The 12397-nt window shown below is 70.9% G+C and carries 12 protein-coding genes; 9 read left to right on the top strand and 3 right to left on the bottom strand.

From position 1 onward, the window contains the following. Nucleotides 1–55 precede the first annotated feature (55 nt). Entirely contained in the window at nt 56–2104 is a 2049-nt protein-coding gene (locus HC031_RS02960; RefSeq protein ID WP_167923606.1) for a HelD family protein, read from the bottom strand. Between the two features lie 350 nt (nt 2105–2454). Here HC031_RS02960 and HC031_RS02955 point away from each other — a divergent pair, with 350 nt between their 5' ends. Genes HC031_RS02955 through HC031_RS02945 form a run of 3 tightly spaced genes read left to right on the top strand, consistent with a single transcriptional unit; the run spans nt 2455 to nt 5215 of the window. Continuing rightward, nucleotides 2455–3051 carry an ArsR/SmtB family transcription factor gene (locus HC031_RS02955; RefSeq protein ID WP_338090456.1) on the top strand — a complete coding sequence of 199 codons (597 nt, stop codon included), beginning with the start codon at nt 2455–2457 and terminating at the stop codon, nt 3049–3051. A gap of 9 nt (nt 3052–3060) precedes the next feature. Next, a complete protein-coding gene (locus tag HC031_RS02950) occupies nt 3061–4341 on the top strand; it encodes an MFS transporter (RefSeq protein WP_167923604.1) in 1281 nt (426 codons plus the stop codon). Between the two features lie 25 nt (nt 4342–4366). Further along, nucleotides 4367–5215: a menaquinone biosynthetic enzyme MqnA/MqnD family protein gene (locus HC031_RS02945; protein WP_338090455.1), complete on the top strand. Its 849-nt coding sequence runs from the start codon at nt 4367–4369 to the stop codon at nt 5213–5215. Nucleotides 5216–5219: 4 nt separating this feature from the next. Here the strand turns inward: HC031_RS02945 and HC031_RS02940 are convergent, their stop codons facing one another. After that, the gene (locus HC031_RS02940) at nt 5220–6152 is read right to left on the bottom strand and encodes a serine hydrolase (protein ID WP_167923603.1); all 933 of its coding nucleotides are present in this window, start codon (nt 6150–6152) and stop codon (nt 5220–5222) included. A gap of 261 nt (nt 6153–6413) precedes the next feature. Between HC031_RS02940 and paaA the strand changes: the two genes are divergently transcribed. From paaA to paaE, 5 genes are read left to right on the top strand one after another with little or no spacing between them, the layout of a single operon-like run. Next, on the top strand, nt 6414–7466 hold the full coding sequence (gene paaA, locus HC031_RS02935; protein WP_167923602.1) for a 1,2-phenylacetyl-CoA epoxidase subunit PaaA: 1053 nt from the start codon (nt 6414–6416) through the stop codon (nt 7464–7466). Then, entirely contained in the window at nt 7459–7740 is a 282-nt protein-coding gene (gene paaB / locus HC031_RS02930) for a 1,2-phenylacetyl-CoA epoxidase subunit PaaB (protein WP_167923601.1), read from the top strand. The genes paaA and paaB overlap by 8 nt, the downstream gene beginning before the upstream one ends. Continuing rightward, a complete protein-coding gene (paaC, locus tag HC031_RS02925) occupies nt 7737–8444 on the top strand; it encodes a 1,2-phenylacetyl-CoA epoxidase subunit PaaC (RefSeq protein ID WP_167923600.1) in 708 nt (235 codons plus the stop codon). Before paaB ends, paaC begins: the two co-directional genes overlap by 4 nt. Then, nucleotides 8438–8902, top strand: a complete 465-nt coding sequence (gene paaD / locus HC031_RS02920) for a 1,2-phenylacetyl-CoA epoxidase subunit PaaD (protein WP_167923599.1) — start codon at nt 8438–8440, stop codon at nt 8900–8902. The genes paaC and paaD overlap by 7 nt, the downstream gene beginning before the upstream one ends. Beyond that, entirely contained in the window at nt 8899–10032 is a 1134-nt protein-coding gene (gene paaE / locus HC031_RS02915; RefSeq protein WP_167923598.1) for a 1,2-phenylacetyl-CoA epoxidase subunit PaaE, read from the top strand. The genes paaD and paaE overlap by 4 nt, the downstream gene beginning before the upstream one ends. A gap of 65 nt (nt 10033–10097) precedes the next feature. Here paaE and HC031_RS02910 read toward each other — a convergent pair whose 3' ends face one another. Next, the gene (locus tag HC031_RS02910; RefSeq protein ID WP_167924000.1) at nt 10098–11045 is read right to left on the bottom strand and encodes an aldo/keto reductase; all 948 of its coding nucleotides are present in this window, start codon (nt 11043–11045) and stop codon (nt 10098–10100) included. Nucleotides 11046–11154: 109 nt separating this feature from the next. Here HC031_RS02910 and mqnC point away from each other — a divergent pair, with 109 nt between their 5' ends. Next, entirely contained in the window at nt 11155–12345 is a 1191-nt protein-coding gene (mqnC, locus tag HC031_RS02905) for a cyclic dehypoxanthinyl futalosine synthase (protein WP_167923597.1), read from the top strand. Nucleotides 12346–12397 lie beyond the last annotated feature (52 nt).

The raw sequence follows: 12397 nt of genomic DNA, 5'->3' as shown, positions 1-12397 counted from the left end.
GACAATAATGCGGCACCGAGCCGACGAAATCTCACTCCCTTCGATGAAATTTTCCTTATACGGCGTCGACGATCGCCGGCGGCAGCGGTGCGCGGTGGATGACGTCCAATCTGGACACCGCACGTGTCAGGACCACATACAGCCGGTGCAGTCCTCGTGGCTCGGCGGCCACGATGTCGGCCGGCTCCACGACGATCACGTGGTCGTACTCGAGGCCCTTGGCCAGGGTCGCGGGCATCACCGTGACCCGCTCGTCGTCGTCGGGGCCACCCGCCGCCAGCCCACTGGTGGCCAGCGCGACCGCGAGGCGCGGGACCGCCGCGTCGGCCGCGATGACGCCGACGGACCCGTCGAACTCGAGCGCCGCACGTACCGCCGCCACCGTCGCCGCGTCCAGATCGGACACTTCGCGGATCCGCAGCGCGCCGTCGCGCCGCAGCGACACCGCCTCCGGCACCTCCACCTCGAGCGCCGGCAGCAACCGGTTGGCGAGGTCCACCACCACTTCCGGTACCCGGAATCCGGTGCGCAGCGGCACCACCCGGGCGTCCGGCTTACCGAGATGGGCCAGCGTGTCCCGCCAGTCACGGGCCGCCCACGGCGCGGTGCCCTGGGCGAGGTCGCCGAGCAGGGTGATCGAGCCGTGCACGCTCCGGCGGGCGATCGCCCGGCACTGCATCGGTGACAGGTCCTGGGCTTCGTCGATGACGATGTGGCCGAAGCTGGACACCCGGTCGATCAGGCCGGCGGCCTCGTCGATGAGTACCGCGTCCGCCGCCGACCAGCGGGCCGACTTCGCGGTCTTCGCGGGCTTGACCCACCGGACGGCATCCCGTTCCGGTCCGGTGAGCACCTTGCCGTCGGGGTCGGGGTCGCAGAGGACGTCGAAGACGAGCTGTTCGGGCGTGATCGCCGGCCACACCGCGTCCAGGAACTCGTTGACCTGCTTCGACTTTCCCATCCTGCGCTGCCAGGCCTCGCTGGGCGACTCCCCGCTGGTGTACTCCGCCTGCCGCATCAGCAGCGCGACGACGCGGGCCCGGACCCGTTCGCGGCCGATGCCGTACGGAGGCGCTTCGAGGCGTACCTCGTCGACGATGCGCCGCAGCGCGTCGGTCGAGATCCGCCACCGGTAGGACCCGTCCGGCACCATCATGGGCTCGCTCGGCCGGCGGATGCGGCCGTGCAGTGCGTCGGCGAGGACCGCGGCCATACGGGCGTCCTGTTTGACCGTGGCGGCGGCCGGGGTGTCCGTACCCCGGACCGGCACCCGGGCCACGAGGTCGTCGACGGTCATCTGCTTGACGTCGAGTTCGCCGAGGGCCGGCAGGACCGCCGCGATGTAGTTCAGAAACGACCGGTTGGGGCCGAGGATGAGCACCCCGGCCCGTTTGAGCCGGTCGCGGTGCAGATAGAGCAGGTACGCGGCCCGGTGCAGCCCCACGGCGGTCTTTCCGGTGCCGGGCGCACCCTGTACGCAGATGGACTCGTCCAGCTCGGCCCGGACCAGCTCGTCCTGCTCGGGCTGGATGGTGGCGACGATGTCGCGCATGGGGCCGACGCGGGGCCGCTCGATCTCGGCGGTGAGGATCCGGCTGGCGGTGCCCAGCTCCTCGCCCCGGTCGAGGTGTTCGTCTTCGAAGCTGGTCAGCTCGCCGGCGGCTTCGCCGGCCCGGGCGGCCCAGCCGAAGCGGCGGCGTACGGCCACGCCCTGCGGGTCGGCGGCGCTGGCCCGGTAGAACGCGCGGGAGATCGGGGCCCGCCAGTCGAGCACCATGGGCTCGCCGGCGTCGTCGGTGACGTGTCGGCGGCCCACGTAGTACCGCTGGCCGGCGTGTTCGCCGGTGCCTTCGCCGGTACCTTCGCCGGTACCGAAGTCGAGCCGGCCGAAGAAGAGCGGGGTGTTCGGGTTGTCGGCCAGCTCGGCGACCCGGTTGGCGAGGGTGCGCCCGAGCGACTCGGCGCTGAACGGATCCCCGCTTACCTGCTCGCCGGTGGCGAAGAGGTGTTCGGCGCGTTCGCGCATGCGCCGCAGCGCGGCACGGGAGGCGGTGAGGTGGGCGCGTTCGGCCTGGAGTTCGGTTTCGAGTGCGGGCAGGGTCATCCGCTATGCCTTTCGCCAGAGAGGATGCGTGCCGCCTGCGTATCCGACGAGGTCGTGGTCGTCGGCGCGATGACGTCCGCTGCGGTGCTTTCACCTCGGCCGTCGAGCGGTGCGGGCGCGTCCACTGACGCGCGGAGAAGAGAGTGTACGCGGCATCCGATCACTGCGCAGGCTGTTTGTGGCCGAGTCAAGACCCACACAATGTGGCGCATATTGCTGCTAGCCGCCGCGGCATAGCAGCAAAATGCGCCACACTGCCCGGTACCGGGCTGTGCCCAGTCGGCGCGGCCCGTGCCGGCGCGGCGCACGGAATGTGTACGCGGGCCGGGGTGACCAGGCACGCTGTTTACGTGACCGAGGAACGACCCCCACTCCAGATCCGTGATCCGCGGGTGATGCGGGCGCTGGCCCATCCGGCCCGGCTGGCGATCATCGATGCGCTGGCGACCGGGCAGACCGGCACTGCGACCCAGTTCGCCCAGGTCGTCGGGCTGTCACCGAGCGCGACGAGCTACCACCTGCGAGCGTTGGCGAAGTACGGGCTGGTGGAGGATGCGCCGAGCCGGGGTGACGGTCGGGAGCGGGTGTGGCAGCGCGTCAGTGGTCCGCTCCGGTTCGAGGCCGGGCCGAACGATTCCCCGGAGGTGCGGGAGGCCGGGCAGGCGCTCGTCGACGCGGTGCTCGACCGTGACGACGCCCAGGCCCGGCAGTGGGCGGAGGCGGCGGCCTTCGACGAGCCGGAGTGGTACGACGCGTCCCGGATCAGCAAGAACTACATCCTCGTGACCGCCGAGGAGCTGCAGAAGATCAACGAGGCGGTGGAGGAGCTGATCAAGCCGTACTCGTTCATGCGCCGCCTCGACCCGCCGGCGGGCGCCCGGCCGGTCGCCATCAACTACCGGGCGTTTCCTATCGATCGTCTTGCATCGGAAGATTCGAAGCCTTAACTTCGAAACATGTCTTTCACGTCTGCGCCGGGCGCTGTCGGGGCCCGCCGGAGCGGCACGGCTGAGCCGGCCCCCTCCGGGCCGCGCTGGCGCGACGTACGCATCGCCGCGCTAGCCCGTGGCGCCTCCGTCGGCGGTGACCTGCTGGCAGCCACCGCACTGCTGCTCGCGCTGCAGGGTCGTGGCGAAGGCGGGCTCGCCGTCGCCGCCGTGTTCGTCGCGGCGAGCGCCCCGCTGGCGCTCCTTGCGCCGCTGAGCGGCCGCCTGGTCGACCGGGTGGACAGCAGGCTGCTGCTGACCGTCGTCGGTCTCGCACAGGCGGCCTGCTGCGTGGGGATGGCGTGGGCCCACTCGACCGCGGTCCTCGTCACGCTGGTCGCCGTCGTCGCGGCCGGCGCATCGGTCGTCCAGCCGACGTTCGCGGCCCTGCTGCCCGAGATGGTCGGACGCGACCACCTGCCGCGGGCCATGGCCGCCATGCAGGCCGCCTCCTCGGTCGGCATGCTGGCCGGTCCGCCCGTCGCCGGCCTGCTGCTCGGCGCGTACGGCCTGCGCGTCCCGCTCCTGGTCGACGCCGCCACGTTCGTCGGCATCAGCGTGGCCGGGATGCTCATCGCCACCCGCCGGGGCTCCCCGAGCCGGGAGACCGCGGCCGCCCGGCACACCGCCTCCTGGAGCCTGTGGCGCGACCCGCTGCTCGCGCCGATCGTACTGATGGTCGGGCTCGTGATCGTGGTTGTCAGCGGCGCGAACGTGGTCGAGATCTTCTTCGTGCGGCAGACCCTGCACGCGTCGACCGTCGTGTACGGCCTCGTCGGCGCCGTCTGGACGGGGTTCATGGTCCTGGGCTCCTGGCTGGTCGCCCACCTGCGCGCCGACGACACCGGGTACGCGCTGCTCACGGCCGGGGCGCTCGGCGCCACCTCCGCGGTTGTCGCCGCCTGCGGCCTGGTGCCGAACGCCGGCTGGCTGGCTGTCCTGTACACGTTCGGCGGGATCGGCAACGGTGCGCTCAACAGCACCGGAGGGGTCCTGCTTTCCCGGCGGGCGCCCAGCGCCGTCCGGGGCCGTGCGTTCGGGTACTACGGCGCGGTCAACAGCGCCGCGAGCATCGGCGGGTTCGCGGCGGCCGGCGTCCTCGTCGAGCGGTTCACGCCCGCGACGCTGCTCGTCGCGAGCGGGTCCCTCGGCGTGCTCGCCGTCGCGGTGTGCCTGCTGCCGGCGCTGCGGGCGGTCCGCCGCGAACGGGCCCGGACAGCCGAGAGACCCACCGTGCCGACGACGGCCTGACCGGGCGGAGTTACGGTGAGCAATCGTGACTGTCGACCAGCGGCCCAGAGTCGGGCACATCCAGTTCCTCAACTGCCTCCCGTTGTACTGGGGGCTCATGCGTTCGGGCGCCCTGCTCGACGTGGACCTGCACAAGGACACCCCGGACCGGCTCAACAGCGCGCTGGTCGCCGGTGACCTCGACATCGGTCCGATCTCGCTGGTCGAGTACCTGCGCAACGCCGACCAGCTGCTCCTGCTGCCGGACCTCGCGGTCGGCAGCGACGGCCCGGTGCTGTCGGTCAACCTGGTCTCCACGCTGCCGCTGGAGGAGCTCGACGGCCGCCGGGTCGCGCTCGGCTCCACGTCGCGTACCGGAGTGATGCTGGCCCGCCTGCTGTTGGCCGGCCGCTACGGCGCGAACCCGGAGTACTTCCGGTGCCCGCCGGACCTCACCGCGATGCTGCTGGAGGCCGATGCGGCGGTGCTGATCGGGGACGTGGCGCTGCGGGCGCTGTACGAGGCGCCGACCCGTGGCCTCACCGTCACCGATCTCGGTCAGGCCTGGCGCGACTGGACCGGCCTGCCCATGGTCTTCGCCGTCTGGGCGGCCCGACGCGACTACGCCCAGGCCAACCCGGGCCGGGTCAAGGACGTGCACGAGGCCTTCCTGCGGTCGCGCGACCTGTCCCTGCGTGAGCTGGACGAGGTGGCGACCGCGGCGGCGCGGTGGGAGCCGTTCGACGCGGCGACGCTCGCGGAGTACTTCCGGGCCCTGGACTTCTCGCTCGGGGCGCGCCAGGTGGAGGGGGTACGCGAGTTCGCGCGCCGCGCGGCCGCCCTGGGCGAGGTGCCCGAGCTGCCGGCCGACGGGCCGCGGTTCTTCGAGGGCTGACGCGTCACGCGCCGCTGGGCGTCACCAACTGCTGCGTCACCTGCTTGCAGACGTTGGCGCCGTACTGCTTGCCGAGCTTGGCCGGGTAGCGGGTCAGGACGCTCAGTACCCAGTCGGACTGGACCGCGAGGCAGTTGACGTGCCAGTCGCCGTCGTCGTACAGGAGGGTCCAGCCGTTCTTGATGGCGACCCCGTCGGCCAGCTCGGCCGGTAGGCCGTCGATGATGCCCCAGCGCCCGCCGTCGGGCTCTTCGGCCACGCCGCCGGTGACGTTGCGCATCTCGTTGAGTACCCAGCTGGTCCACTTGGGGCCGGCAGCCTTGCCGTTGGCCACGCACTGGCCGAGCCGTACGGCGTCGCGCGCGCTGATCTCGGTCTTGCTCCACCAGCCGCTGACCACGGTGGTCTCCGTGAGGCCGCACATGCTGATCATTCGTCGGATCACCGCGTTGCCGCCGTCCACCTGGTAGATGTCCTGGGCGGCGGCGTCGTCACTCCTGCGGATCATGCGGCTCAGCTCGGACAGCCGCTGGGCGGTCGGCTGCTTGGCGCCGAGCATGCGCAGGTAGTCCGAGGTGATCCAGATCTTGATCATGGATTCGGTGCTGTTGGTCTCCGACGCGTAGCTGGACGACCCGGTGATCGTGCCGGTGTGCCGGTCGAGCAGGGCCCACGAGTAGAAGCCGGTCACGCTCACATTGACCTGGTGTGCGGCGAGGGTCGGGGGCGGCGTCGGGGCCGGCTGGGCGGCGATGCGCAGGCTGGCGTGGCCCTTGAGGGTCCCGTCGGGGAGGATCGGCGCGGCGCCGGCCGCGGCGTCACGCAGATGCAGCGCGTCGATCACGCGGCCGCGCAGGCTCGGCGTGAAGGAGATGGCGGACAGCGCAGTGACGGTGAGCGCGACCAGCGCCGTCGGCACGGTCACGCGGAGACGCACGGAATGCTCCCGGAAAGCTGGGCCGAGCCGGTGTGACGGGCTGCGGGCCGGTACTGGTGGAAGGGTCCGTCGGCAGCGTAGCCGACTTTGGCGGCGCGGTGGCGGCCTGTGTGGCCACTTATCACTCTTATGTCCCTTTTCTTGGTGTACCGACCCTCCGACGGGATCGGTCCAGGTATCTGACTAGACGCGGTGGCCCAGGCGGAACGTTGCTTGTTACAGGACATTGCCTGTGGCGAAGCTAGCTGTAACACTGATGGGGTGTACGGCAACGATTTCGGCGCTCCGGATGACCCGGCCGGCCAGAGCCTGCTCGATCAGGTGGAGGCGGCCGAGCGCGAGTTGAGGTCGGCCGCCGAGCGCCGGCTCGCCGGCGACGACCACCTGCAGGGCTACTTCGAGGCGATCATCGAGGCGGACCAGAAGGTCGAGCCGCGGGACTGGATGCCCGACGACTACCGGCGGAGCCTGGTCCGGCAGATCGCCCAGCACGCCCACTCCGAGATCATCGGTATGCAGCCGGAGGGCAACTGGATCACCCGGGCGCCCAGCCTCAAGCGCAAGGCGATCCTGCTGGCCAAGGTGCAGGACGAGGCCGGGCACGGGCTCTACCTGTACGCGGCGGCCGAGACGCTGGGTGTCTCCCGTGACGAGCTGGTCGAGCTGCTGCTGTCCGGGCGGCAGAAGTACTCGTCGATCTTCAACTACCCGACCCTGACCTGGGCGGACGTCGGCGCCATCGGCTGGCTGGTCGACGGCGCGGCGATCGTCAACCAGGTGCCGCTGTGCCGCTGCTCGTACGGCCCGTACGCCCGCGCGATGATCCGCATCTGCAAGGAGGAGTCGTTCCACCAGCGCCAGGGCTTCGAGATCCTGCACACCCTGGCCCACGGCACGCCGGCCCAGCGCGAGATGGCCCAGGACGCCGTCAACCGTTGGTGGTACCCGTCGCTTGCGATGTTCGGTCCGCCCGACAGCGACTCCACGCACTCCGAACGGTCCATGGCCTGGAAGATCAAGCGCTTCTCCAACGACGAGCTGCGCCAGCGCTTCGTCGACATGTGCGTACAGCAGGCATCGGTGCTCACGCTGTCGCTGCCCGACCCGGACCTGCGTTGGAACGCCGAGCGTGAGCACTACGACTTCACCCAGCCGGACTTCGACGAGCTGATGCAGGTGGTCAAGGGCAACGGCCCGTGCAACCGGCAGCGCATCGAACACCGCCGCCGGGCACACTCCGAAGGTGCCTGGGTACGTGAAGCCGCGGCCGCCTACGCCGCGAAGCGGGCTGTGAGGGAGCCGGCCGGTGTCTGATACCCCGCTCTGGGAGGTCTTCGTGCGGCCCCGGCGCGGGCTGGCGCACACGCACGTCGGCAGCCTGCACGCCCCCGACGCCGAGCTTGCCCTGCGCAACGCGCGCGACCTGTACACCCGCCGCCAGGAGGGCGTCTCGATCTGGGTGGTGCCGTCGGCCGCGATCGTCGCGAGCAGCCCCGACGAGAAGGACGCCTTCTTCGACCCGGCGGCGGACAAGGTCTACCGGCACCCCACCTTCTACGACGTACCGGAAGGCGCCGGCCACCTATGACCGACTTCGAGTACGTGCTGGGGCTGGGCGACGACGCGCTCGTCGCGGCGCAGCGGCTGGCGCAGTGGGCGGCCCGGGCGCCCGAGATGGAAGAGGACATCGCGCTGGCCAACATCGCGCTCGACCAGTTGGGCACGGCACGCCTGCTGCTCACGTACGCGGGGGAGCTGGAGGGCGCGGATCGCACCGAGGACGACCTCGCCTACCTGCGCGACGACCGTGATTTCCACAACTGCCTGCTCGTCGAGCTGCCGGAGCAGGACTTCGCCGTCACGATGGCCAAGCTGCTGTTCCTGTCGGCCTACCAGAAGCCGCTCTACGACCGGCTGGCCGACTCCGGCGACGAGCGGCTCTCGGCCATCGCCGCCAAGGCCCGCAAGGAGTCGGCGTACCACCTCGACCACGCGTCACTGTGGACCGTCCGGCTCGGCGACGGCACGGACGAGTCGCACCGGCGCATGCAGGACGCCGTGGACCGGCTCTGGCCGTACACCCACGAGCTTTTCGAAGGCGAGCACGCCGACCTGCGCGCGCAGTGGCTGGCGACCGTGGAGGCCGTTCTCGCCGACGCGACGCTGACGCGGCCCGCCGACGGCGGCTGGACGCCGGGCGGCGGCCGTCAGGGCCTGCACACCGAGCACCTGTCGTACCTGCTCGCCGAGATGCAGGTGGTGCACCGGGCGCACCCGGGGGCCCGATGGTGAGCGCGTTCGACGTCGCGGCGGCGGTGGTCGACCCGGAGCTCCGCGTGGTCACCATCGCCGACCTCGGCATCCTGCGGGACGTGACGGTCGACGCCGGACGCGTCACCGTGACCATCACGCCCACCTACTCGGGCTGCCCGGCGATGGACGTGATCCGGGCCGACATCCGGCGCGCCCTGGCCGCGGCCGGCCATGACGACGTCGAGATCGTCACGGCGCTGCGGCCGGCGTGGAGCACCGACCTCATCAGCGAGTCCGGCCGGTCGAAACTGGCCGCGGCCGGAATCGCGCCACCCGGACCGGCCGGCGGGCCGGTCGCCCTGACGCTGCGGGTGCGCTGCCCCCGGTGCGGCGGCTGCGACACCGAGGAGCTGTCGCGCTTCGGCTCGACCGCCTGCAAGGCGCTGTGGCGCTGTCGGGCCTGCGCGGAGCCGTTCGACCGGGTGAAACCGCTATGACCACGGTGACCATCAAGCGCCCGCAGCGGCGCCGGCCGGTCTTCCACGAGCTACGGGTGGCCGCCGTCGAGCGGCTCACCGATGACGCCGTGGCCGTCACGTTCGTCGTGCCGCCGAAGCTGCGCGAGGTCTTCGCCTTCTCCGCCGGCCAGCACCTGACGGTCCGGCGGGTCGTCGAGGAGGTCGACGTGCGCCGGTCGTACTCGATCAGCTCGACCCCGGCCGACCTGGCCGAGTACGGCCGGCTGCGCATCGGCGTCAAGCAGGTGGCCGGCGGCGCCTTCTCCACGTACGCGCAGAACCTGACCGAGGGGCAGACCGTCGAGGTGCTGCCGCCGCTCGGGCACTTCACCACGGCCTTCGACCCCGAGCGGATCCGGCACTACGCCGCGGTCGCCGCCGGGTCGGGCATCACCCCGGTCCTCTCGCTGATCGCCACCGCCCTGGCCACCGAGCCGGCGAGCCGGTTCACGCTGATCTTCGGTAACCGGTACGCCCGGAGCGTGATGTTCGCCGAGGAGCTGGCCGACCTGAAGGACCGGTACCCGGACCGCCTGCACGTCGTGCACGTGCTCTCCCGCGAGCCGCAGGACGCCGAACTGCTGTCCGGACGGATCGACGCCGACCGGCTGCGCCGGCTGCTGGACGCGCTGCTGCCGGCCGAGAGCGTCGACGAGTGGTTCCTGTGCGGCCCGTACGGTCTGGTCGTCGACGCCCGGGCGGTGCTGGCGACGGCCGGCGTGGCCGACGGGGCGGTGCACACCGAGCTGTTCCACGTCGAGGACGCGCCGCTTCCGCGGCGGGAGTTGGCCGCCTCGTCCACCTCGTCCGCCTCGTCCGCGGAGCCGGCGCCGGTCGCCGAGGTCACGATCCTCCTCGACGGCCGGGCCTCCACGTTCACCATGCGCCGCGATGAGCGGGTCCTCGACGCGGCGCTGCGGGTACGGTCCGAGCTGCCGTACGCCTGCAAGGGCGGCGTCTGCTCGACCTGCCGGGCGAAGGTCGTCGAGGGCGAGGTCACGATGGCCCGCAACTTCGCCCTCGAACCGGACGAGCTGGCCGCCGGGTACGTGCTGACCTGCCAGGCCAGCCCCGTCACCGACCAGCTGCGGATCGACTACGACGCCTGACGTTTTGCGCGATCTTGGACACTTGGCGGGGTCATAGGCCCGCCAGGTGTCCAAGATCGCAGGGGTTACGGCTTGGTGATCTCGTCCAGCTCGGCCAGATCCTCCCGGGTCGGCTCCCACCGGACGGCCGCCACGTTCGCGCGTACCTGCTCGGCGCTGGTCGCGCCGGCGATGACCGACGAGACGGCCGGCTGCGCGGCGAGGCCGCCGATCGCGACGTCGAGCAGGGAGAGGCCGCGCTTGTCGGCGTACGCTTCGAGCTTCTCGATCGCGTCCCACGGCGCGGCGGCGAGCCGGGAGGCGTACCGGTCGGCCGCCAGCCGGGTGCCGGCCGGCGCGGCCTGGTCGCGCTTGTACTTGCCCGTCAGCAGGCCGGACGCGAGCGGGAAGAAGGGGAGCACGCCGAGGCCGAAGCGCTCGCAGGCGGGTACCAGTTCGCGCTCCACATCGCGATTGAGCAGCGAGTACTCGTTCTGTGCGCTGATGAAGCGGTTGAGGTCGCCGGTGTTGGCGGTCCACTCCGCGTCGGCCACCTGCCAGCCGGCGAAGTTGGAGTTTCCGAGGTACCGCACCTTGCCGGCCCGTACCAGGTCGTCGAGGGCGCACAGAGTTTCCTCGATCGGCGTGCCCGGGTCGGGCTGGTGCATCTGGTACAGGTCGATGTAGTCGGTGTTCAGCCGGCGCAGCGACGCCTCGACCGCGCGCATGATGTAGCGACGGGAACCGCGGGCGCCCCAGTCCGGGCCGTTGGCGCCCCGCATGTCCATGCCGAACTTGGTGGCCACGACCACGTCGGCGCGTCGGTTGCCCAGTGCCGCGCCGAGCAGTTCTTCCGAGGCTCCGGGAGTGTTGCCGTAGATGTCGGCGGTGTCGAACAGGTTCACGCCCGCATCCAGCGCGGCGTGTACCACCTCCCGGGTGCGGTCGGCGTCGATACGGGCACCGAAGTTGTTGCAGCCGATGCCCACGACGGACACGACGAGACCGGAGTCGCCGAGGCGACGAAAGCGCATGTCAGCCATGATCGAAACCCTATCCCCGGCGCGGTGTGGGTTGCGGACACGGTGCGGAGCACATCACTGCGGTGCTCCGGCCGCGCCAGGCATTGCGTACCCTCAAGGCGTGAGTGGGAACCGGGAGCTTGACGACATTCTTCAGCGCGCCGCCGACGGTGGACGGATCAGTCCCGACGAGGCGCTGCTTCTCTACACCGACGCGCCGCTGCACCCGCTCGGCGAGGCCGCGGACGCGGTGCGCCGCCGCCGCTACCCGGACGGCATCGTCACGTACATCATCGATCGCAACATCAACTACACGAACGTGTGTGTGACGGCGTGCAAGTTCTGCGCGTTCTACCGCGCTCCCAAGCACGCCGAGGGCTGGTCGCACTCGATGGACGAGATCCTGCGCCGCTGCGCCGAGGCGGTCGCACTGGGGGCCACGCAGGTGATGCTGCAGGGCGGCCACCACCCGGACTACGGCGTGGAGTACTACGAGGAGCTCTTCAGCGGCGTCAAGCGGGACTTCCCGGACCTGGTCATCCACTCGATCGGGCCGAGCGAGGTCCTGCACATGGCCAAGGTGTCGGGCGTGTCCATCGAGGAGGCGCTGCGCCGTATCAAGGCGGCGGGCCTGGACTCGATCGCCGGGGCCGGGGCGGAGATGCTGCCGGCGCGCCCGCGCACCGCGATCGCGCCGTTGAAGGAGTCGGGTGAGCGCTGGCTCGAGGTCATGGAGACCGCGCACAACCTGGGCATCGAGTCGACGGCGACGATGATGATGGGTACCGGCGAGACCAACGCTGAGCGGATCGAGCACCTGCGGATGATCCGGGACGTCCAGGACCGCACCGGCGGCTTCCGCTCGTTCATCCCGTGGACGTACCAGCCGGAGAACAACCACCTCAAGGGCCGTACGCAGGCCACGTCGCTGGAGTACCTGCGCCTGATCGCGGTGGCCCGGCTGTTCTTCGACAACGTCGCCCACCTGCAGGCGTCGTGGCTGACCACCGGTAAGGACGTGGGTCAGGTCTCGCTGCACATGGGCGTCGACGACCTGGGCTCGATCATGTTGGAGGAGAACGTGATCTCCTCCGCCGGCGCCCGGCACCGCTCGAAGCTGACCGAGCTGGTGGAGATGATCCGTACGGCCGGGCGGATCCCGGCGCAGCGCGACACCCTGTACAACCACATCAAGGTGCACTGGACGCCGGCCGACGATCCGACCGACGAGCGGGTGGTCTCCCACTTCTCGTCGATCGCCCTTCCGGGTGGCGGTGCCGGGAAGTCGTTGCCGCTGGTGGAGACCCGTTAGATAGCTGTACGCGCTCGGTCAAATACCGTGTGTTTTCGGATATGACAAGTCC

This window comes from Planosporangium thailandense (assembly GCF_011947195.1).
Classification (GTDB): domain Bacteria; phylum Actinomycetota; class Actinomycetes; order Mycobacteriales; family Micromonosporaceae; genus Planosporangium; species Planosporangium thailandense.
This window is presented reverse-complemented; position numbering and strand designations above follow the sequence as displayed.